We start from the raw sequence: 18,689 nt of genomic DNA, 5'->3' as shown, positions 1-18,689 counted from the left end.
GACCGGAGCCGGCTGCGCGCCCGCTCAGCGGTGCTGGCGGCGGCTCCCCCCGTGCCAGTCCTCCTGCAGCCCGGCCTCGCCCGGGCGCACCCCGAGGGCCGGCAGCTGCGGGCGCTCCCGCAGGCTGCGCTTGAGCTCGGCGAAGCCCGGGAAGGCGGCGAGGCCGACGACGTGGTCCCACAGCGCGACGGCGTCCTGCGGGCTCGGCAGCCGGCTGATGACCGGGCCGAAGAACGCGGCGCCGTCCGGCGGGCGGAACTGCAGGATCGGCGTCCCGACGTCCTTGCCGGTGAGCTGCAGCGCGGCGTCGGTCTCCGCCTGGATCTCGGCGTCCCACGACCCGTCCCCGACGGCGGCCGCGAGGTCGGCCGGCAGCCCGGCCTCGGCGAGGACCTGCTCGAGGAACGCTCGGCTGGTGGCCCGCTCGGGCGGCGGCTGCCCCGCCGGGTCCTCGAAGACGTGCCGGCCCAGGGTCGCGTAGAGCGGGTCGAGCGCCTGCGGGCCGTGCTCGGCGCGGGCGCGGGCGGCGACCCGGAGCAGGTGCAGCCCGGAGGTGTGCCCGGCCTCGTACTCGGGCGGGAACTGCGCGTCGTAGTCCACGTGCCGGTTGAGCAGCCGCAGCGAGACCAGCCGCCACTCGACGCGGTACCGGCGCTGCTCGGCGACCATCCGCACCCACCTGCTGGTCATCCAGGCGAAGGGGCAGACCGGGTCGAACCAGAAGAGCAGGTCGGCGTCCGGGGTCGGGCTGCTCACCGGTGCAGGACCTCCTCGATCGCGTGCCGGACCTCGGGGGCGTCCGGCTGGGTCATCGGGCGGAACCGGGCCACGACCTCGCCGTCGGGGTCCAGCAGGAACTTCTCGAAGTTCCACTGCACGTCGCCGGCCTCACCGGAGGCGTCCGGCGCCTGGGTGAGCCGCCGGAACACCGGGTGCGCACCCGGGCCGTTGACCTCGAGCTTCTCCGTCACGGGGAAGGTGACGCCGTAGGTCGCCGAGCAGAACCCGGCGATCTCCGCAGGTGTCCCCGGCTCCTGGCCGGCGAACTGGTTGCACGGCACCCCGACGACCGTGAGGCCCCGGGCGCCGAACTCCCGCTGCAGCGCCTCCAGCTGGGTGTACTGCGGGGTGAGGCCGCACCGGCTGGCGACGTTCACCACCAGGGCGGCGCCGCCGCCGGTCAGGGCCCGGAGGGTGGTCGGCTCGCCCTGGAGGGTGCTCACGGGGGTGTCCAGCAGGTCGGTGGCCACCGTGCGGGGTCCTTCCGTAGGGAGGGGTACGGGGTCCTTCTTCAGTCCAGGCCGCTCAGGTCGTCGGGGACGTCGACCGCGTGCTGCCGCAGCGCCTCGAGCGGCACGACCTCCAGCGCCCGGGCGTTGGTCGCGGCCAGGACGACGCCGGATGCGGCGCCGGCCTGGTAGGCCTGCATCCACCGCGCGGCCACCACGCACCAGCGGTCGCCGGGGCGTAGGCCGGGGAAGCCGTACTCCGGCCGCGGGCTGGAGAGGTCGTTGCCCAGCCGGCGCTGCAGGTCCAGGAACTCCGCCGAGACGACGGCGCACACGGTGTGGCTGCCGACGTCCTCGGGACCGCTGCTGCAGACGCCGGTGCGGTAGACGCCGGTGAGCGGGTCCGTGCTGCAGGGCTGCAGGGGGCCGCCGAGCACGTTGCGCTCGACTTCCCGCTCCGGCTCGCTCATGGGAGTCCATCTTGCTGCGGGGCGCCGGTGTCCGCTCCTCGACTCCCGGGACCGCCGGAGCCGCAGCGGGGGTGGCAAGGTGCTGCTGTGAGCGAGCTGGCGAGCTCACCAGGGTCACCGCAGCGCTGCGCGGACGCGGCCGACGAGCGCCAGCGAGGAGGAAGTGTGAGCGCTGACACGTCGACCGGCCCCGAGGTCCTCTGGAGCCCCACCCCCGAGACGATCCGGGCGACCCGCCTCGCGCAGTTCGCCGCCCGGGTGGCCGCCCGGCGCGGGATCGACCTCGGCGACCCGCCGGACTACGACGCGATCTGGCGGTGGTCGGTCGAGCACCTCGACCAGTTCTGGGCCGAGGTGGCCGACTGGTCCGGCGTGCTGCCCGGAGTCCCCGACGACCGGGTGCTCACCCGCCGTCGGATGCCCGGCGCCGAGTGGTTCCCCGGGACGACGGTCAACTACGCCGAGCAGGCCCTCCGGCACGCGGACGAGGGCGCCGTCGACCCGGGCAGCCCCGCGCTGATCGCCGTCGCCGAGGACGCCGAGCCCGTCGAGACCAGCTGGGCGCAGCTCCGCGGACAGGTCGGGGCCTTCGCCGCCACGCTGCGCCGGCTCGGCGTGCAGCGCGGCGACCGGGTGGCCGGCTACCTGCCCAACGTCCCCGAGGCGGTCGTCGCGTTCCTCGGCGCCGCCGCGGTGGGCGCGGTGTGGTCCTCGTGCGCGCCGGACTTCGGCACCCGCAGCGTCCTGGACCGCTTCGCCCAGATCGAGCCCACCGTTCTCGTCGCCGTCGACGGCTACCGGTTCAACGGCAGGGAGTACGACCGCCGCGACGTCGTCGCCGAGCTGCGGGCGGCGCTCCCCGGCGTCCGCGCGACCATCGCCGTCCCCCGGCTGTTCCCCGACGAGCTGCCCGACGGTGCGATGAGCTGGGCCGACGCGGTCGCCGACGCCCAGGAGCCGGTCTTCGAGCCGCTGCCCTTCGACGCCCCGCTGTGGATCGTCTACTCGTCGGGCACCACCGGGCTGCCCAAGGGGATCGTGCACGGCCACGGCGGCGTCGTCCTCGAGCAGCGCAAGCAGGCCGGCCTGCACATGGACGTCGGGCCCGGCGACCGCTTCTTCTGGTACGCCTCCACCGCCTGGATCATGTGGAACATCTCGACCTCGGCGCTGCTGTCCGGTGCCACGGTCGTCGTGTACGACGGGGCGCCCGCGTACCCCGCGGTCGACGCGCAGTTCGCCCTCGCCGCGCGGACCGGCATGACCTACCTGGGCACCAGCGCCGGCTACCTCACCGCCTGCGAGAAGGCCGGCATCCGACCGGGGGAGACCCACGACCTGGCGGCGCTGCGGTCCATCGGCTCCACCGGCTCGCCGCTGCCGGCCTCGGCCTTCTCCTGGGTCTACGACGCCGTGAAGCCCGACGTCTTCCTCGGCTCGCTGTCCGGTGGCACCGACGTCGCCACCGGCTTCATCGGCAGCTCGCTGCTGCTGCCGGTGACCGCGGGCGAGCTGCAGCGGCCGATGCTCGCGGTCGCCGCGGCCGCCTGGGACGAGGAGGGCCGGCCGGTCACCGAGGAGCTCGGCGAGCTGGTGATCACCGAGCCGATGCCCACGATGCCGCTGTACTTCTGGAACGACCCCGACGGCACCCGCTACCGCGAGGCCTACTTCGAGCCCTGGCCCGGCGTCTGGCGGCACGGCGACTGGATGGAGATCACCGAGCGCGGCACCTGCATCATCACCGGCCGCTCGGACTCCACGCTCAACCGCGGCGGCGTCCGCATGGGGACGGCGGACATCTACGCCGCGGTCGAGTCGATCCCGGAGGTCGCCGACTGCGTCGTCCTCGGCGTGGAGCAGCGCGACGGCGGCTACTGGATGCCGCTGTTCGTCAAGCTGGCGGACGGCGAGGAGCTGACCGAGGAGCTGACCGGCCGCATCAAGGCCGCGATCCGCAGCCAGGCCAGCCCGCGCCACGTGCCCGACGAGGTGCTCGTCGTCCCCGCCGTGCCGCACACCCGCACCGGCAAGCGGCTGGAGGTCCCGCTCAAGCGGCTGTTCCAGGGCGTCGACCCGGCCAAGGCCCTCAACGTCGGCGCGGTCGACGACCCCGCCGCGGTCGACCACTACGTCCGGCTGGCCCGGGAGCGCGGGGTGCGCTGACGTCCGCACCCTCCGAGTGCGACGGACCCGTGGCGATCAGCGCTCGACGGCCACGAGCTCGTCGCACTCGGCGCCCGTCCCGGCGACGCGCCCCACCGCCCGGTGCGGCTGGGCCGAGGGGACGGTCCACGAGCGGAACGGCCCGCGCAGCACCGCCCACTGCAGCAGCATGATCGTCTTCGCGTCGGCGATGCGGCCGTCGTCGACCATGACCAGCGCTTCGTCGACGTCCAGCTCGAGCACCTCGATGTCCTCGCCCTCCTCGGCGAGGCCGCCACCGGCCGACACCCGGTCGGCCGGTGTGTAGGGCGCGACGAAGAAGGAGACCCGCTCGGTCACCGACCCCGGGCTCATGAAGACGTCGAACACGTGCTCCAGTGCGCCCACCGCCACACCGAGCTCCTCGGCGGCCTCCCGGCGGATCGCGGAGGCGGGGTCCTGGTCGTCGAGCAGCCCGGCGGCGGCCTCGACCAGCATCCCGTCGGGCGAGCCGTTGACGTAGGCGGGGAAGCGGAACTGCCGGGTGAGCAGCACCGTCCGCCGCGCGGTGTCGTAGGGCAGCAGGGTCGCGCCGTTGCCGCGGTCGTAGGTCTCCCGCCGCTCGGTGGTCCACCGGCCGTCGCGGCGGCGCTGGTCGAACGTCGTCCGCCGGAGCATGTGCCAGCCACTGGCCAGCAGCTCCACGTCGCGGACGACGACGTCCGGGTTGCCGGTGAGGTCGCGGCCCACCCGGTCCAGCCCGGTCCGTCCCCAGGAGTCGGGGACGTCGAGGCCCGGCACGCCCACGGCGGTCACCGCGCCACCGCCGGCACCTCGTCGACGCTGGTGTAGACCGCGGCACCCCGGGCGCGGGCCAGGGCGACCATCTCGTCGGACCCGGCCGAGGCGCCGGGCAGCCGCAGGACGGCATCGACCCGGGCCACCAGCCGCCGTCCCATCGGGTGGAACACCTCGTCGAACGCGGCGTCGCCCACCCGCGCCGACCCGGCCAGCTCGGCCAGCGGGAGCGCGAGGTCCTCCCCGTTGACGGCCAGGTGACCGGCCCGGAAGAGCTCCAGGCAGGCGCGCCGGATCGCCCGGTGGTTGCCCGCGATGAGGTCGGGGTCGTCGCCGGTGCCGCCCCGGTAGGGGCCGGCGACCAGGATCATCAACGGTTCCGGCACGGTCATGCGCACAGCACCTCCACGTGGGCGTTCTCGAGGGCGGCGAGGGTGTCCTGCGCCGCAGGGGTGAGCTGGGGATTGCGGGCGCTGCGGTCGGTGACCAGGCGGCCGACCGCGTCCAGCGGGGCGACCGAGGCGAAGGCGCGGACACCCAGCTTCGAGGCGTCGGCCACGACGAGGCTGCTGCGGGCCTGCTGCAGGGCGACCTGCTTGACCGCGGCGTCCTCGAGCGTGAACTCCGACCAGCCGGCCTCGCCGCTGACCGCCCCGATCGACATGACGAACAGGTCGAAGGTGAGCTGCCGCAGCACCGCGGCGGTGAGTGGCCCGGCCAGGCTGCGCTCGCCGGGCCGGGACTCCCCGCCCACGACCAGCAGCCGGACGCCGGGCCGGTCGGCCAGTGCGTCGGCCACGGGCAGGCCGAGGACGGCGACGGTGAACGGCCCCTCGCCCGCGGCGGCGCGGTCGGCCAGCGCCCGGGCGACGTGCACGGTCGTCGTCCCGGCGTCGAGCAGCACGGTCGCGCCCGGCTCGACCAGCGCGGCGGCGGCCCGGCCGATCCGGTCCTTGAGGCCCGCCTGCCAGCCGGCGCGCGCGGCGAACCCGGCGGCGCTCTCCGGCTCGGCGACGGCGACCGCGCCGCCGCGCACGCGCTCGACCAGGCCGCGCGCCTGCAGGGCGTCGAGGTCGCGGCGCACGGTCATCTCCGAGACGCCCAGCCGGGACGCGAGGTCGGTCAGCGATGCCCGGCCGGCGTTGCGGATCAGGCGGAGCGTCACGTCGAGGCGGTCGGTCACGGGGACGTTCTTAGCACAGTCGTGTGAGATATGTGAAGTGATTGTGAGATAGGTGGCCGGGCGTCTGCTCGTCCCGCTGCCGCCGTGGCACCCGCCGGAACGCGACGGGCTGCAGCTGCGGGCCCGCCGCTCCGCCGTGGACGAGGTGCTGCCGGCCACCCGACCGTCCTTGCCCTCCTCCCGATAACCACGTGCCCGCTGTCGGTGCCGTCCGCGAGCATGGGGGTCCGGGCGCCGACGGCGTGCCCGCCGACGACGGAGGGGGAGATGGCCGGCCTGCCGCGCGCGCTCGCGCCCCTGCGCTCCCGGGACTACCGCCTGCTGGCCTCGTCCATGGGCCTGTCGCTGTTCGCGCAGGGCATGTGGACCGTGGCGCTGGTCTGGCAGGTCGTGGACCTCGGCGGCGGCCCCGGCGCGCTCTCCCTGGCCACCTCGCTGCAGGCCGCCGGCATGCTGGCCAGCACGCTGGTCGGCGGCGCGCTGGCCGACCGGGTGCCGCAGCGGCGCATCCTGCTCGGCGTCGCCCTGCTGCAGACGACAGCGGTCGGGTCGGTGGCGCTGCTGTCGCTGGCCGGCGCCCTCGCGCTCGGGCCGCTGGCCGCGGCGTCCCTGGCCGGCGGGGTCGCGACGGGTTTCTACTACCCGGCCTACTCGGCGCTGGTGCCCGGCGTCGTCCCGCCCGGCGAGCTGCTGGCGGCCAACGGCCTCGAGGGCGTCGTCCGCCCGGCGCTGGCGATGGCCGCCGGTCCCGCGGTCGGCGGCCTGGTGGTGGCCGTCCTCTCGCCGGGCGCGGCGCTGCTGGCGACGGCGTCGACCTCGGCGGCCGCGGCCGCGTGCGTGGCGGCGCTGCCGACGCTGCCGGTCCGCCGCGAGGGCGAGCACCCCGGGCTGCTGACCGACGTCCGCGAGGGCGTGGCCTACATGGTCGGCACGCCCTGGCTGCTGGCCACGCTGCTGTTCGCCTCGCTGATGGTGCTGCTGATCATGGGTCCGTTCGAGGTCCTGGTCCCCTTCGCGGTCCGGGACCGGGCCGGCGGTGGGCCCGCCGAGCACGCCTGGGTGCTGGCCGCCTTCGGCATCGGCGGCGCCCTGGGGTCGGCCGTCGTCGCCTCGCTGCGGCTGCCGCGCCGCTACCTCACGGTGATGAACCTGCTGTGGGGCGCCGGCTGCGTGCCGCTGGTCGTCTTCGGCGCGACCTCGCAGCTGTGGGTGATGATCGCGGCGGCCGGGCTGCTCGGGGCGGCGTTCGAGGCGGGCACGGTCATCTGGGGGACGCTGCTGCAGCGGCGGGTGCCCCCGGCGCTGCTGGGGCGGGTGTCCAGTCTCGACTTCTTCGTCTCGCTGGCGTTCATGCCGCTGTCGATGGCGCTGGCCGGTCCGGTCAGCCAGACGCTCGGCCTGACCGGCACGTTCCTGCTGGCCGGGCTGGTGCCGCCGGTGCTCGCCGTCGTCGCCGTCCTGGCGTGGCGGCTGCCCGCCGACGAGCTCGCCCACCCGCTGGACGAGCCCGAGGCGGCCGAGCCGGCCGCGGCCCCGGCCTGAGCGCGGGTCGTCCCTGCCGCGGCTCCGGTGGTGAGCGCAGGAGCACCCACCACCGGAGCACCGCGGGCAGGAGAGGGCCGGCCGCTCCTCAGGCCGCGCGGCCGCTCGCCAGGCGCAGGACCCGCGCCTCCCACGGCCGCAGGACGGCGGGGTCGCCGTCGTCGGTCAGGTTGCCCAGCACCAGCTCGGCGCCGGCCGTCTCGGGCAGCAGCTCGCCCAGCGGGTGCGTCGAGGCGCCGAGGTTGCAGACGACGAGCAGCGTCGCGCCGTCCAGGCTGCGGGTGAAGGCGTACAGCTCGTCGTGATCGGGCAGCAGCATGCCGAAGTCGCCGAGCGCGACCACCGGGTCGGCGTGCCGCAGCGCGATCAGCCGCTTGTGGTGGGCGAACACCGAGGCCGGGTCGGCGCGCTGGGCCTCGGCGTTCCACTCGGTGGAGTCGGGGTTGACCGGGATCCACGGCGTGCCGGTGGTGAAGCCGGCGGACGGCGAGGCGTCCCACTGCACCGGCGTGCGCGCGTTGTCCCGGCTCATCCGGCGCAGCGCGACCAGCACCGTCTCCGGGTCCTCGCCGTGCGCCACCGCCTGCGCGAAGTGGTTGAGCGACTCGACGTCCCGGAAGTCGTCGATGCGGTCGAACGGGGCGTTGGCCATCCCCAGCTCCTCGCCCTGGTAGACGTAGGGCGTCCCGCGGTGCAGGTGCAGCAGGGTGGCCAGGCAGGTCGCGGAGTCGCGGCGGTACCGGGGCGAGTCGTCGCCGAAGCGCGAGACGGCGCGCGGCTGGTCGTGGTTGTCCCAGTAGAGGGAGTTCCAGCCGACGTCGGCCAGCCCCGCCTGCCAGCGGCCGAGGGAGGCCTTGAGGTCGCGCATCCGCAGCGGCCGTGGGCGCCACTTGGACTCGTCGAAGTCCAGGCCCACGTGCTCGAACTGGAACACCATGTCCACCTCGGCCCGCGCCGGGTCGGTGAACAGCCGCGCCTGTTCCACGGTCACGCCGGGCATCTCGCCCACGGTCAGCAGCCGGTCGGACCGCCCGGCGAAGACCTCGCGGTGCATCTCCTGCAGGAACTCGTGGATCCGCGGCCCGCAGAGGAAGGACGCCGTCCCGTCGCCGTAGGGCAGGCCCGGCAGTGCCGGGCCGTCGCGCAGCGAGCCGTCCGGGGCGACGTCCTTGCTGATCATGTTGATGACGTCCATGCGGAACCCGTCGACGCCGCGGTCGAGCCAACCCCGCATCATCGCGTACACCGCCTGGCGGACCTCGGGGTTCTCCCAGTTCAGGTCCGGCTGCTCGCGGGCGAACAGGTGCAGGTAGTACTCGCCGCTGGCCTCGTCGAGCTGCCAGGTCGGCCCGGAGAAGTACGAGTGCCAGTTGGTCGGCTCGGCGCCGGGCTGCCCCGCCGTCATGCCCGCGCGCGGCGGCCGCCACCAGTACCAGTCGCGCTTCGGGGACGTCCGGGACGCCCTGCTCTCCTCGAACCACGGGTGCTGGTCGCTGGTGTGGTTGACCACCAGGTCCATGACCAGCTTCACCCCGCGCTCGTGCAGCGCGGCGATGAGCTGGTCGAGCTGCGCCAGCGAGCCGAACAGCGGGTCGACGTCGGTGTAGTCGCTGATGTCGTAGCCGTTGTCGGCCTGCGGCGAGGGGTAGATCGGCGAGAGCCAGACGACGTCGACGCCCAGGTCGGCGAGGTGGTCGACGCGCTGCAGGATCCCGCCGAGGTCACCGATCCCGTCGCCGTCGGAGTCCTGGAACGAGCGCGGGTAGACCTGGTAGACGACGGCGCGGGTCCACCACGGGGGATCGGCGGGCATGCGCCCAGCCCAGCACGCCGTGCGGCGTCCCGCACCCGCTCCGCGCTACGGTCCGACCGTGCCTCCTGGTGTGGTGCTCGTGACCGGCGGCAGCCGCGGCATCGGCGCGGCGACCGCGCGCGCCGCGGCGGCGGCCGGGTGGTCGGTCGCTGTCACGTACCGGGACGACGAGGGCGCGGCCGCCGCCGTCGTGACCGGCATCGAGGCGGCCGGCGGGACCGCGTGCGCCGTGCGCGCCGACGTCTCGGTCGAGGACGACGTTCTGGCCGCCTTCGCCGCCGCCGAGGGCCTGGGCCCGGTGACCGGACTGGTGGCCAACGCCGGGATCGTGGGGCAGCGGGCGCGGGTCGACGAGCTGACCGCCGACCGGGTGCAGCGGATGCTCGCGGTCAACGTGCTCGGCACCGTCCTGTGCTGCCGCGAGGCGGTGCGGCGGATGTCCACCCGGCACGGCGGCCCGGGCGGGTCCGTCGTGCTGGTCTCCTCGGCGGCCAGCAGGCTCGGGTCGCCCGGCGAGTACGTCGACTACGCGGCCAGCAAGGGCGCGGTCGACACCCTCGGGGTCGGCCTCGCCCGCGAGGTGGCCGGGGAGGGGATCCGGGTCAACGTCGTGCGGCCCGGGATCATCGAGACGGAGATCCACGCCAGCGGCGGCCAGCCCGACCGGGTCGCCCGGGTGGGGCCGACGGTGCCGATGGGCCGGGCCGGTCTGCCTGCGGAGGTCGCCGCCGCCGTGCTGTGGCTGCTCGGCGACGACGCGGGCTACTGCACCGGCAGCCTGCTCGACGTCGCCGGCGGCCGCTGAGCGGTTCACCCGCCGGGACGGCGCCGGACCGCGGCCCGCCCGGCGACCCGGTGGAACCGCTGTTTGGATGGGGACGACCGTCGGGACCCACCCGGCACCGACCTCAGGAGAAACCGATGGCCGAGCCCACCCGCCCCGACGTCGAGACGCCGACCGGCCCCGCCCCCGACGACCTCGTGATCGAGGACATCACCGTCGGCGACGGCCCCGAGGCGAAGGCCGGTGACCTGGTCAGCGCCCACTACGTCGGCGTCGCCCACGACGGCGGTGAGCAGTTCGACGCCTCCTGGGACCGCGGCGACCCGCTGGAGTTCCGGCTCGGCGTCGGCATGGTCATCCAGGGCTGGGACGAGGGCATGCAGGGGATGCGGGTCGGCGGCCGGCGCCGGCTGACCATCCCGCCGCACAAGGCCTACGGCGACCGCGGCGCGGGTGGGGTCATCAAGCCCGGCGCGACCCTGGTCTTCGTCGTCGACCTCGTCGGGGTGCGCTGACACCGTCGGCCTCCCGGCCGACCCCGCGACCAGGAGGCGTCCCCGCCCTGCGCTGAGCCACCCGGCCGCTCGTCGGGGACCCTCCGGACCCCCACTCCGCACGACCCCGGCGGCGCGGAGGTGCGGTGCGCTTCCCCGACCCCAGCCTCGGGGACGCCCGGGCGCGGGCGGGGGCGCACCGGCCGGAATGAGCCCGCGGGTGACGGGGTTGCTGCGGTCCGTGCGCATCGAGGTCTGGTCCGACGTCGTCTGCCCCTGGTGCTACATCGGCAAGCGCCGGCTGGAGGCCGCGCTGGAGCGGTTCCCCCACCGGGACGAGGTCGAGGTCGTCTGGCGGTCCTTCCAGCTCGACCCGAGCACGCCCGAGGGCGAGACCCACCGGACCCTCCCGGCGCTGGCCGCGAAGTTCGGCCGACCGGTCGAGGACGTGCGCGGGATGATGCAGCACGTCGAGGAGACCGCCGCCGGCGAGGGCCTGCACTACGACCTGGCGAGCGGCGTCAGCGGCAACACGCTGCTGGCCCACGAGCTCCTCCACCTCGCCACCGCGCGCGGGCTCCAGGGCGCGGTGAAGGAGCGGCTGCTGCACGCGCACTTCGAGGAGGGACGGTCGGTCTTCGACGTCGACTCCCTGGTCGCGCTGGCGGTGGAGGTCGGCCTGGACGAGGCCGAGGTGCGCGCCGCGCTCGCCGACCACCGGTACCGCGCCGCCGTCCTCGACGACATCCGCACCGCCCAGGAGCTCGGGGCGACCGGCGTCCCCTTCTTCGTCGTCGACCGCAGGTACGGCGCCGCCGGCGCCCAGCCCGTCGACCTGCTGCTGCAGGTCCTGGAGCGGGCGTGGGCCGACGCCGCGCGGTCAGGTCAGCAGGTCGCAGGCCGCTCGTAGCGCTCGCTCGGCACCGGCGGCCAGCTCCCGGACGACGTCGGCCGCGGGGCGCTCCCCGGTGACCAGGCCGACCGACTCCCCGGCATAGAGCGGGGCCGCGGAGAGGTCGCCGGTCCGGCGTGCCTCCTGCACCCGGCGGGCCGCCTCGGCGTCCGCCGCCAGCTCGACCTCCCGGCCGTGCCACTCACGGCTGAAGTCGTTCGCCACCGCCCGTCCCGGCCAGCGCTCGGGCCAGGCCAGCCGCTGCGCCACGTCGAAGGCACGGGTCAGCACGGTGTCCTCACCGGTGGCCGCACAGACGCGGGCCCGGGCGGCGGGGGAGTTGAGCCCCTCGGGGCAGGCGAGCAGCGGCGTGCCGATCCACACCCCGGCGGCGCCGGCGGCCAGGGCCGCGGCCATGCCCGCCCCGGTCGCGATGCCGCCGGCGGCGAGGACCGGGCGGTCGGCCAGGGTCAGCACCTCCTGCAGCAGCGGCAGGGTGGCCCGCTGCCCGGTGTGCCCGCCGGCCTCGGTGCCCTGGGCGACGAGCAGGTCCACCCCGGCCGCCTGCGCCCGCCGGACGTCGTCGGCGGTGTTCACCTGCGCGGCGACGGCGATGCCCGCGTCGTGCAGCCGCGCGGCGGCGGGTGCAGCGTCGCCGAAGGAGACCGACACCAGCGCCGGGCCCGCGGCGATCGCCGCGTCGAGCAGCTCGGGGCGCTCGGCCAGCGCCCAGGCCATGAGGCCGATGCCGAACGGCAGGCCGTCGGTCGCGGGGATGGCCGCCTGCTCGGCGACGAAGTCCGTCGTGGCGGCGTTGCCGACGCCGATCATCCCGAGGCCCCCGCCCAGCGAGACGGCCCGGGCCAGCGCACCGCCGGCCACACCGGCCATCGGTGCCCCGACGACCGGTGCGGCCAGGGAGAAGGTGCGGGTCAGCGGTGTGCGGATCACGCGGCCATCGTGCCCGTGCCGCTCCTGACCGGCCCCGTCCCGGGCCCCGACCTGAGCCTGCGAAGGTTGGGGAGGACGGGGTCCTTCCACTACTGGGTCGCGGGTCCGCCCTGCTCGGTGCCGGAGATCTGCCGCAGGAACTCGTGGCAGCGCCGCGCCCGCGCGGAGTCCTGCTCCATGACCTCGCGGAAGAACGACGCGATGTCCTGCAGCCCGGCGTTCTCCGCGTCACGGACGTACTGGCCGTAGTCGTGCCCGGCCTTGAGCGAGTGGTACTGCACCGAGATGAGGTCGTAGGTGACGTCCTCGAAGCCGGTCTCACCGGTGGCCATGGTGGTCCTCCTCCTCGCTGGGTGACTGGGGCCCGAGGGTTGCCCGGCCGGCGGTTCCTGAAACGGACCGCCTCGTCTCAGCCGCGCGGGCTCTCGGAGAACGCGCCGCCGGTCACGTCGCCACCGCCGGCGTCGTCGGCCGCGTTCCGACCGGCGGTCAGGTCGTCGTCGGTCGGGTCGTCGCCGGTCAGGTCGTCCGCGGCCAGTTCGTCCGCGCCGGTCGACACGGCGTCGTCCTCGGTCGAGGCGAGGTCCCCGCCCTGCCCGTACGCGCCGGGGTCGGCCTGCAGGGTGCGGGGGTCGTTGAGCGGGTCCGGGACGTCGGGGTCGGTGACCGTCATGCGGCTCCGGTTCCCGGCGGGGTCGCGCGCCAACCCCTGGCCGAATGCGTAACCCGTGTGTTACGCATACTGGGTGGAGGCGCTCGCGGCCCTCGCCGATCCGACCCGGCGCGAGCTGGTCGCCCTGCTGGCACGGGGGGAACTGGCCGCCGGGGAACTCGCCGAGCGGTTCCCGGTGAGCCGGCCGGCGATCAGCCGGCACCTCCGCGTGCTGCGCGAGGCCGGGCTGGTCCGCAGCCGGGTCGAGGGACGCCGGCGGCTCTACGTGCTCGACCCGCGCCCGCTGCGGGAGCTCGACGACTGGCTGGAGCCCTACCGCGACCTGTGGGCCCGGCGGTTCGACGCACTGGACACCGAGATGGCCCGCGGCCGACGGGCCCGCAGGAGTGGAGGGACGCCATGACCCAGCAGGACGCCCTGTCCGACGCGATGGCCCGCCGTGGTGTCGTCAGCACCGAGGACGACGGCCGGCAGCGCCTGGAGTTCCGCCGCTCCTGGCCGGACCCGGTCGAGGACGTGTGGTCGGCGCTCACCGAGCCCGACCGGCTGGCCCGCTGGATCGGCACCTACGACGGCGAGCGTGCACCCGGCGGCGCCGGCACCTTCACGATGACCCACGAGGACGAGCCTGCCGGCGAGGCGGTGCGCATCGCCGAGTGCGACCCGCCGCGCCGGCTGGTCGTCGAGTGGGTCGGTCAGGCCGACTGGTCCGTCGAGCTGGACCTGTGGGCCGAGGAGGACCGGTCGGTCCTGCGCTTCCGCCAGCTGTTCGCCCCTGACGCGGACGTCGCCGACTTCGCCGCCGGCTGGCACTGGTACCTGGACAAGTTCGACGCCGAGGTCGGCGGGCGGCCCGTCCCGCGGGACTGGGAGGACTTCGCCGCCGAGGTCGCCGGGCCGGTCTACGGGATGTCGACCGGCTCCTGACCCGGCGCCTGGAGGGCGTCCCCGCGCTGCGGACCCCCCGAGCGGGGTGGACGGCGACGCCGGGGTCGCCCCGCCACCGCGTGGGCTGCCGCGACCCAGGTCGGCCGGGCCGCGGGAGACGGCCCCACGGTCGGCGCGGAGGCCGGTGCACGGTCCGCGCGGCCGGGTCGACGGGCAGCCCCACCAGGGTCTTCCGGCCCGCGAGGTAGACGTCTTATACGTAACATCTCTCACGGTTACAGTGGTCGTCCGCACCGTTAGGCTGTCCGGACCCGGGACCCCACCGGCGCCCGTGGCGCCCGGCGGCCCGGACGACAGCTGAGCAGGACGAGTACAGCGCCGGCGGGTCCCCGCCCGGTGTGCCCAGAGGATGGAGACGCCGTGACTTCAGTGGCCACCCCCGGTATCGAGAACGCCCCCACCACGCACGCCCGGCTGCTCGCCTGGGTGCGGGAGATGGCCGAGCTGACGACGCCGGACCGGGTCGTGTGGGTCGACGGCAGCGACGAGGAGTGGGAGCGGCTCACCCAGCAGCTGGTCGACGCCGGCACCTTCACCCGCCTGGACGCGAAGCCCAACTCGTTCTGGTGCGCCTCGGACCCCAGCGACGTCGCGCGCGTCGAGGACCGCACCTTCATCTGCTCGGTCGACGAGGCCGACGCCGGTCCCACCAACAACTGGATGGACCCGGCCGAGATGAAGTCGATCATGACCGAGCTGTACCGGGGGTGCATGCGCGGCCGGACGATGTACGTCATCCCATTCTGCATGGGCCCGGTCGAGGCCGAGAACCCGATGTTCGGCGTCGAGCTGACCGACTCCGAGTACGTCGTGGTCTCGATGCGGGTCATGGCCCGCATCGGCAGCCACGTCCTGCAGGCGATGGGCACCGACCGGCCGTTCGTGCCGGCGATGCACTCCCTCGGCGCCCCGCTCGACGAGGGCCAGCAGGACGTGCCGTGGCCCTGCAGCGACACCAAGTACATCGTGCACTTCCCCGAGGAGCGGGCCATCTGGTCCTACGGCTCGGGCTACGGCGGCAACGCCCTGCTCGGGAAGAAGTGCTACTCCCTGCGCATCGCCTCGGTCATGGCGCGCGACGAGGGCTGGCTCGCCGAGCACATGCTGATCCTCAAGCTGACCAGCCCGCAGCAGAAGACCTACTACATCGCCGCCGCCTTCCCCTCGGCCTGCGGCAAGACCAACCTGGCGATGCTCGAGCCGACCATCCCGGGCTGGAGGGTCGAGACCCTCGGCGACGACATCGCCTGGATGCGCTTCGGCGAGGACGGCCGGCTCTACGCGCTCAACCCCGAGTTCGGCCTCTTCGGGGTCGCCCCCGGCACCGGCTGGGACACCAACCCCAACGCGATGCGCACGATCGACAAGGGCAACTCGGTCTTCACCAACGTCGCCCTCACCGACGACGGTGACATCTGGTGGGAGGGCATGACCGACGAGCCGCCGGCGCACCTCACCGACTGGAAGGGCCGGGACTGGACGCCGGACAGCGACGAGCCCTCCAGCCACCCGAACAGCCGGTTCTGCACGCCGATCACCCAGTGCCCGATCCTGGCGCCGGAGTACACCGACCCGAAGGGCGTGCCGATCTCGGCGATCCTCTTCGGCGGCCGCCGCAAGACGACCATCCCGCTGGTCAGCGAGGCCCGGGACTGGAACCACGGCGTCTTCATGGGCGCGACGCTGTCCTCGGAGACCACCGCCGCCGCCACCGGTGCGGTCGGCGTCGTCCGCCGGGACCCGTTCGCCATGCTGCCGTTCATCGGCTACAACGCCGGTGACTACTTCCGCCACTGGGTCGAGACGGGAAAGGCCCACGACGCCAGCAAGCTGCCGCGGATCTTCTACGTGAACTGGTTCCGCCGCGACGAGGACGGCGGCTTCCTGTGGCCGGGCTTCGGCGAGAACAGCCGGGTCCTCAAGTGGGTCGTCGAGCGGCTCGAGGGCACCGCGGCGGCCGAGGAGACCGCGGTCGGCCACGTGCCGACGCCGGACTCGCTGGACGTCTCCGGGCTGGACCTGACCCGCGAGCAGGTGGAGAAGGCGCTCGCCGTCGACAAGGACGAGTGGCGCGCCGAGATCCCGCAGATCACCGAGTGGTTCGAGAAGTTCGGCGACAAGCTCCCCAGCACCATGTGGGACGAGCTCGCCATCCTGGAGCACCGGCTCGCCTAGAGCCGGCCGCGCCGGCTCCCCGGAGTCGGTCCCGCAGGGCCCCGCACCGGTCGACGGCGACCGGTGCGGGGCCCTGCGCCGTTCCGGAGGCGGGGCACGCGACCGGCTCCTCGCCGCCGGGCCGCCGCTGCTCCGGTCGGTTAGCGTGGTCCGTCGTACCGGAGCCCCTCACCTGAGACGACAGGTCGCCATCCGTGCTCAACCCGTACCTGCACGTGCTCCGCACGCCCCACGCACTGCCGATGGTGCTGGCCGCCTTCGTCGGGCGGTTGCCGCTGTCGATGGTCGGGCTCGGCTCGGTCCTGCTCATCGCCTCCGAGACGGGCAGCTACGGGCTGGGCGGGGCGGTCGCCGCGACCGGGGCCGTCACCACGGCGATCTCCGGTCCGCTGCTGGGACGGTGGGCGGACACCCACGGCCAGCGCCGCACGCTGCTGCCGGTGCTCGCCGTCTTCGTGGCCGCGGGGTGCGTGTTCCTGCCCGCGGTCAAGGAGGACTGGCCGCGCTGGATCCTGTTCGCCTCGGCCGGGCTGGCCGGCGCCTGCATCCCCCCGGTCGCGTCGATGATCCGGGTCCGCTGGACCCACCTCCTCCGCGGCACGCACCGGCTGCCGGCGGCGCTGGCGATGGAGTCGGTGGTCGACGAGTTCGTCTTCATCGTCGGTCCGGTGCTGGTCACCTTCCTGTCCACGACCGGGCACGCCACCTCCGGGGTGGTCACCGCCTTCGTCCTCGCCGTCGTCGGCAGCCTGCTGTTCGCCGCCCAGGGCCGCACCGAGCCGCCACCGCACGGGCACGCCGCCCGCAGCGGCCCGTCGGCCATCCGCACGCCCGGACTCCAGGTGCTGTTCGTCGTCGGGGCCGCCGTCGGCGCGATCCTCGGCAGCCTGGAGATCGCGCTCGTCGCCTTCGCCGACGAGGCCGGCGCGATGGCGCTGTCCGGCGTGCTCATCGCGGCGCTGGCGCTCGGGTCCATGGCCAGCGGCATCGGCTGGGGGAGCGTGCACTGGCGGCACCCACTGCGCCACCGGCTGGTCGTCGTCCTCGCCGTGCTGACGGTGCTGAGCCTGCCGCTGGCGCTGGTGCGCGACGTCTGGCTGCTGATCCCGTTCGTGGTGGTCGCGGGGCTCGCCGTCTCCCCGTCGTTAATCAGCTCGTTCACCCTCGCCGAGGTGCTGGTCCCGCGCTCGGCCACCACCGAGGCGTTCACCTGGATCGGCACCGCCCTGGGTCTCGGGGTCGCCCTCGGCTCCTCGGCCGCCGGCAAGCTGGTGGACACCACCGGGGCCAGCTCCGCGTTCTGGGTGGCCACCCTCGCCGCCGCCGTCGCCACGGTGGTCGTCGCGGCCACCCAGCGGTTGCTGCACGTGCCGGCCGAGCACGCCGCCGAGCCGGCGATGGCCCGGTGACCGGGCCGAGGACGGAGCCCGGCGGCACCCCGCCCGCCCCACGCTCCATCGACGAGGTGCTCGCGGAGACGCGTGGGCGCCTCCACCGCCTCCAGCCGGCCGAGGCCGCGGCGCGGATGGCCGACGGCGCCCTGCTCGTCGACACCCGCCCGGTCGCCCAGCGCGAGGCCGACGGCGAGGTCCCCGGTGCCGTGGTCGTCGAGCGCAACGTGCTCGAGTGGCGCCTGGACCCGGCCAGCGACGCGCGGCTGCCCGAGGCCACCGGGCACGACGTCGAGGTGATCGTGCTCTGCAACGAGGGCTACGCCTCCAGCCTCGCCGCCGACTCGCTGCGCGCACTGGGCCTGCACCGCGCCACCGACGTGGTCGGCGGCTACCGGGCCTGGGCCGCGGCCGGGCTGCCCACCACCCGGGACGGCGCCTGACCCGGTCCCGGCCCGCCGCCGGCGGCGGCCGGCGGCTGCGCGTCCCGCCCGAACGCCTGGGGCGCTGGCTGGACGGGGTCGCCGGCCGGCACGGCACCTTCGACGCCGTCGAGCCGGTGGCCGACGGTGTCCGGGTGACCTGCGCGGACACCACCGAGGTCACCCTGCGGGCGCCGTTCGAGTGGCGGCCGGGGCCGGCTGCGACGTCCCCACCCACCCCGCTGGTGCTCTCCTCGTTCACCGCGGCCGTCCGCGTGCCGCACCGCGCCGCCGTCCTGCTCGTCCGCCGCGGACGGTGGGCGGTCGGGGTGTTCGACGGCGGGGACCTGGTGGTCTCCAAGGTCGACGCGCGCCAGGTCCAGGGGCGGACGGCGGCCGGCGGCTGGTCGCAGCAGCGCTTCGCCCGGCGGCGGGCCCACCAGACCGACGCGGTGGTGGGTGCCGCGGTCGAGACCGCCGTCCGGGTGCTGCTGCCCCACGCCGGCGAGGTCGAGGCGCTGTTCACCGGCGGTGACCGCGGCCTGGTGGACGACGTCCTGGCCGACCCGCGGCTGCGGGCGCTGGCCGCGCTGCGCCGCGGGCCGGCGCTGGAGGTGGGCGACCCGACGAAGGCGGTGCTGCTGGAGACCCCGGCGCAGTTCCGCGCGGTCGAGGTCCACATCGTGGAGCCGGGCGAGCGGTCGCCCCCGTGATCATCGGCGTGCGGTGGTCGCTCGCAGCGTGTCGGGCGACCACCCGCCGATGATCACGGCCGGACA

21 protein-coding genes are annotated in these 18,689 nt (G+C 75.0%); 11 read left to right on the top strand and 10 right to left on the bottom strand.

All coding sequences use genetic code 11. The annotated features are described in order from the left end of the window. Window positions 1-24: 24 nt before the first annotated feature. Genes BMW27_RS19925 through BMW27_RS19915 form a run of 3 tightly spaced genes read right to left on the bottom strand, consistent with a single transcriptional unit; the run spans window position 25 to window position 1,699 of the window. Window positions 25-756, bottom strand: a complete 732-nt coding sequence (locus BMW27_RS19925) for a mycothiol-dependent nitroreductase Rv2466c family protein (RefSeq protein WP_091447450.1) — start codon at window positions 754-756, stop codon at window positions 25-27. Continuing rightward, complete coding sequence (locus BMW27_RS19920; RefSeq protein ID WP_091447447.1) at window positions 753-1,250, bottom strand: glutathione peroxidase; 498 nt, start codon at window positions 1,248-1,250, stop codon at window positions 753-755. Before BMW27_RS19920 ends, BMW27_RS19925 begins: the two co-directional genes overlap by 4 nt. 41 nt (window positions 1,251-1,291) lie before the next feature. Beyond that, window positions 1,292-1,699, bottom strand: coding sequence for a DUF2237 family protein (locus BMW27_RS19915; protein ID WP_091447445.1), 408 nt, complete (start codon window positions 1,697-1,699; stop codon window positions 1,292-1,294). A 165-nt stretch (window positions 1,700-1,864) separates the two neighbouring features. On the opposite strand from BMW27_RS19915, the gene BMW27_RS19910 reads away from it, so the two are divergent. Further along, a complete protein-coding gene (locus tag BMW27_RS19910) occupies window positions 1,865-3,865 on the top strand; it encodes an acetoacetate--CoA ligase (RefSeq protein WP_091447444.1) in 2,001 nt (666 codons plus the stop codon). Between the two features lie 36 nt (window positions 3,866-3,901). Here BMW27_RS19910 and BMW27_RS19905 read toward each other — a convergent pair whose 3' ends face one another. Genes BMW27_RS19905 through BMW27_RS19895 form a run of 3 tightly spaced genes read right to left on the bottom strand, consistent with a single transcriptional unit; the run spans window position 3,902 to window position 5,825 of the window. Beyond that, window positions 3,902-4,660 (bottom strand): NUDIX domain-containing protein, encoded by a 759-nt coding sequence (locus BMW27_RS19905; RefSeq protein ID WP_091447442.1) that lies wholly within the window; start codon window positions 4,658-4,660, stop codon window positions 3,902-3,904. Continuing rightward, window positions 4,657-5,034 carry a DUF4406 domain-containing protein gene (locus tag BMW27_RS19900; RefSeq protein WP_091447690.1) on the bottom strand — a complete coding sequence of 126 codons (378 nt, stop codon included), beginning with the start codon at window positions 5,032-5,034 and terminating at the stop codon, window positions 4,657-4,659. Before BMW27_RS19900 ends, BMW27_RS19905 begins: the two co-directional genes overlap by 4 nt. Then, on the bottom strand, window positions 5,031-5,825 hold the full coding sequence (locus BMW27_RS19895) for a DeoR/GlpR family DNA-binding transcription regulator (protein WP_091447440.1): 795 nt from the start codon (window positions 5,823-5,825) through the stop codon (window positions 5,031-5,033). Before BMW27_RS19895 ends, BMW27_RS19900 begins: the two co-directional genes overlap by 4 nt. Before the next feature lie 267 nt (window positions 5,826-6,092). Here BMW27_RS19895 and BMW27_RS19890 point away from each other — a divergent pair, with 267 nt between their 5' ends. Then, a complete protein-coding gene (locus tag BMW27_RS19890) occupies window positions 6,093-7,367 on the top strand; it encodes an MFS transporter (protein WP_091447438.1) in 1,275 nt (424 codons plus the stop codon). A gap of 88 nt (window positions 7,368-7,455) precedes the next feature. On the opposite strand, the gene BMW27_RS19885 is transcribed toward BMW27_RS19890, so the two are convergent. After that, entirely contained in the window at window positions 7,456-9,180 is a 1,725-nt protein-coding gene (locus BMW27_RS19885; RefSeq protein WP_091447436.1) for an alpha-glucosidase, read from the bottom strand. A gap of 58 nt (window positions 9,181-9,238) precedes the next feature. Here BMW27_RS19885 and BMW27_RS19880 point away from each other — a divergent pair, with 58 nt between their 5' ends. The 3 genes from BMW27_RS19880 (at window position 9,239) to BMW27_RS19870 (ending at window position 11,368) form a co-directional block, all read left to right on the top strand. After that, window positions 9,239-9,985, top strand: coding sequence for an SDR family oxidoreductase (locus BMW27_RS19880; protein ID WP_245743745.1), 747 nt, complete (start codon window positions 9,239-9,241; stop codon window positions 9,983-9,985). Window positions 9,986-10,101: 116 nt separating this feature from the next. Further along, entirely contained in the window at window positions 10,102-10,479 is a 378-nt protein-coding gene (locus BMW27_RS19875) for an FKBP-type peptidyl-prolyl cis-trans isomerase (RefSeq protein WP_091447433.1), read from the top strand. A 199-nt stretch (window positions 10,480-10,678) separates the two neighbouring features. Then, entirely contained in the window at window positions 10,679-11,368 is a 690-nt protein-coding gene (locus BMW27_RS19870; protein WP_091447687.1) for a DsbA family oxidoreductase, read from the top strand. On the opposite strand, the gene BMW27_RS19865 is transcribed toward BMW27_RS19870, so the two are convergent. The 3 genes from BMW27_RS19865 to BMW27_RS19855 all read right to left on the bottom strand — a co-directional run bounded on the left by BMW27_RS19865 (window position 11,339) and on the right by BMW27_RS19855 (window position 12,974). Then, window positions 11,339-12,301 (bottom strand): NAD(P)H-dependent flavin oxidoreductase, encoded by a 963-nt coding sequence (locus tag BMW27_RS19865; protein WP_091447431.1) that lies wholly within the window; start codon window positions 12,299-12,301, stop codon window positions 11,339-11,341. The genes BMW27_RS19870 and BMW27_RS19865 overlap by 30 nt on opposite strands. Window positions 12,302-12,390: 89 nt before the next feature. Next, window positions 12,391-12,633 carry an acyl carrier protein gene (locus tag BMW27_RS19860; RefSeq protein ID WP_091221674.1) on the bottom strand — a complete coding sequence of 81 codons (243 nt, stop codon included), beginning with the start codon at window positions 12,631-12,633 and terminating at the stop codon, window positions 12,391-12,393. A 77-nt stretch (window positions 12,634-12,710) separates the two neighbouring features. Next, complete coding sequence (locus BMW27_RS19855; RefSeq protein WP_091447430.1) at window positions 12,711-12,974, bottom strand: hypothetical protein; 264 nt, start codon at window positions 12,972-12,974, stop codon at window positions 12,711-12,713. 73 nt (window positions 12,975-13,047) lie between these two features. Between BMW27_RS19855 and BMW27_RS19850 the strand changes: the two genes are divergently transcribed. The 6 genes from BMW27_RS19850 to BMW27_RS19825 all read left to right on the top strand — a co-directional run bounded on the left by BMW27_RS19850 (window position 13,048) and on the right by BMW27_RS19825 (window position 18,623). Beyond that, complete coding sequence (locus tag BMW27_RS19850) at window positions 13,048-13,377, top strand: ArsR/SmtB family transcription factor (RefSeq protein ID WP_091447428.1); 330 nt, start codon at window positions 13,048-13,050, stop codon at window positions 13,375-13,377. Beyond that, window positions 13,374-13,901, top strand: coding sequence for an SRPBCC family protein (locus tag BMW27_RS19845; RefSeq protein ID WP_091447426.1), 528 nt, complete (start codon window positions 13,374-13,376; stop codon window positions 13,899-13,901). Before BMW27_RS19850 ends, BMW27_RS19845 begins: the two co-directional genes overlap by 4 nt. A 381-nt stretch (window positions 13,902-14,282) precedes the next feature. Continuing rightward, window positions 14,283-16,097, top strand: coding sequence for a phosphoenolpyruvate carboxykinase (GTP) (locus BMW27_RS19840; RefSeq protein WP_091447424.1), 1,815 nt, complete (start codon window positions 14,283-14,285; stop codon window positions 16,095-16,097). A gap of 194 nt (window positions 16,098-16,291) precedes the next feature. Then, window positions 16,292-17,506: an MFS transporter gene (locus tag BMW27_RS19835; protein ID WP_091447422.1), complete on the top strand. Its 1,215-nt coding sequence runs from the start codon at window positions 16,292-16,294 to the stop codon at window positions 17,504-17,506. Continuing rightward, entirely contained in the window at window positions 17,503-17,931 is a 429-nt protein-coding gene (locus BMW27_RS19830; RefSeq protein ID WP_091447420.1) for a rhodanese-like domain-containing protein, read from the top strand. The genes BMW27_RS19835 and BMW27_RS19830 overlap by 4 nt, the downstream gene beginning before the upstream one ends. After that, complete coding sequence (locus tag BMW27_RS19825; protein ID WP_342707483.1) at window positions 17,889-18,623, top strand: acVLRF1 family peptidyl-tRNA hydrolase; 735 nt, start codon at window positions 17,889-17,891, stop codon at window positions 18,621-18,623. The genes BMW27_RS19830 and BMW27_RS19825 overlap by 43 nt, the downstream gene beginning before the upstream one ends. Window positions 18,624-18,689: the final 66 nt, after the last annotated feature.

Source organism: Geodermatophilus poikilotrophus (assembly GCF_900111455.1).
In the GTDB taxonomy this organism is placed as follows: domain Bacteria; phylum Actinomycetota; class Actinomycetes; order Mycobacteriales; family Geodermatophilaceae; genus Geodermatophilus; species Geodermatophilus poikilotrophus.
Note: the sequence above shows the minus strand (reverse complement) of the source record. Positions and strands in the feature narration are given on the sequence as shown.